The organism is Bariatricus sp. TF06-38A, assembly GCF_027690675.1.
Classification (GTDB): domain Bacteria; phylum Bacillota; class Clostridia; order Lachnospirales; family Lachnospiraceae; genus Allocoprococcus; species Allocoprococcus comes.
The window spans coordinates 1-1671 of record NZ_JAQFCE010000061.1 but is presented as its reverse complement, the minus strand read 5'-3'; the positions used below and the strand labels follow the sequence as shown (position 1 = coordinate 1671).

Here is a 1671-nt window from a genome sequence, read left to right as displayed (position 1 = left end):
TGGTTCTGACGGTCGATTGCCAGCGTGTACTGGGTCAGATCATTGGTCCCTACGCTGAAGAAATCCACTTCTTTTGCAAGCTCACGGCTCATCATAACGGCAGCCGGTGTCTCAATCATGATTCCCAGTTCCACATCCTCACGGAACGGGATCTGTGCCTCACGAAGCTCTTCTTTGACCTCTTCGATGATCACCTTGATCTGCTTCACTTCTTTTACCGAAATGATCATCGGGAACATAATGGCGATCTGTCCGTAAGCAGATGCCCGGTACAAGGCACGAAGCTGGGTCTTGAAGATCTCCGGTCTTGTCAGGCAGATACGGATTGCCCGGTATCCCAGTGCCGGGTTCTCTTCTTTGTCAAGTCCAAAGTAATCCACCTGCTTGTCTGCTCCGATATCCAGGGTACGGATAATGACCTTTTTGCCTGCCATATTTTCTGCAACCTGTTTGTATACCTGGAACTGCTGTTCTTCGGTCGGGAAATCTTCACTTTCCAGATACAGGAACTCGCTTCGGAAAAGTCCGATCCCTCCTGCATCATTTTTAAGTACGGCTCCCACATCGGAAAGATTACCGATATTCGCATAGACATTGATCTTCTGTCCGGAAAGGGTGACATTCTCTTTGCCCTTCAGTTCTTCCAGAAGTGTTTTCTGTCTGCGGTCTTCTTCGCGCTTTTCGGTCATAGCCTTCATGGTCTCTTCATCCGGATCAATGTAGATGGTCCCGGTAAAGCCGTCGATGGCTGCCATATGTCCGTCATATTCTTTTGCAAGCCTTTCTCCCAGACCAATAACGGCCGGGATATTCATGGTCCTTGCAAGGATTGCCGTATGGGAATTTGCTGATCCGTACATGGTTGCAAATGCAAGCACTTTGGACTTGTCGAGCTGAACAGTCTCACTCGGTACCAAATCATCTGCTGCCACGATCACCGGTTCATCTGCCACAACACCGCTTTCCCCGGCATCCGAAAGGATACCGAGAAGTCGGTCCGATACATCTTTTACATCGGCCGCACGTCCCTGCATGTAAGCATCATCCATAGATGCAAACATCTGGGAGAAGTTATCTCCTGTCGTCGCAACAGCATACTCTGCGTTGACTTCCTGGGTGGTAATAATATTCTTAATCGAATCCACATAATCCAGATCCATCAGCATCATCTGATGTACTTCAAAAATTGCCGCATTGGCTTCTCCTACATCTTCCATTGCCTTGTCATACAACTCACCGAGCTGTGCGATCGCAGTCTCCTGGGCATCCTCAAAACGTGCCGCCTCTGCTTCGGTATCCTCTACATGATACCGTCTTACCTGCTTTTCCTGTCTTTTATAGAAAGCAATCTTCCCGATGGCTACGCCACCAAAAACACTTTTACCACTTAGTGTAATCATAATCCTACAGATTCTCCTCTAATACTTTCTGGATTTCGGCGATTGCGTCTTCTTCGTCTTCGCCTTCAGCTGTGATGATAACCTCATTTCCTTTTTTTACGCCAAGACTCATAACTGCCATAATGCTCTTTGCATTGACTTCACGTGTATCTCCTGCTTTTTTGATCTTAATATCTGAAGTTTTTTTCGCAATTGCTTTTACCAGAATTCCTGCCGGTCTTGCGTGGATTCCCTGTGCATCTGTTACTACATACTTAAATTCTTTCATGAT

At 47.0% G+C, this 1671-nt stretch carries 2 protein-coding genes; both read right to left on the bottom strand.

What is annotated here, in order from left to right; translation table 11 throughout:
* The coding region (gene ptsP / locus PG418_RS19045; protein WP_498837890.1) for a phosphoenolpyruvate--protein phosphotransferase at window positions 1–1400 on the bottom strand (1400 nt) is incomplete at its 3' end.
* A 4-nt stretch (window positions 1401–1404) separates the two neighbouring features.
* Window positions 1405–1668, bottom strand: coding sequence for an HPr family phosphocarrier protein (locus tag PG418_RS19040; protein WP_008368491.1), 264 nt, complete (start codon window positions 1666–1668; stop codon window positions 1405–1407).
* Window positions 1669–1671 lie beyond the last annotated feature (3 nt).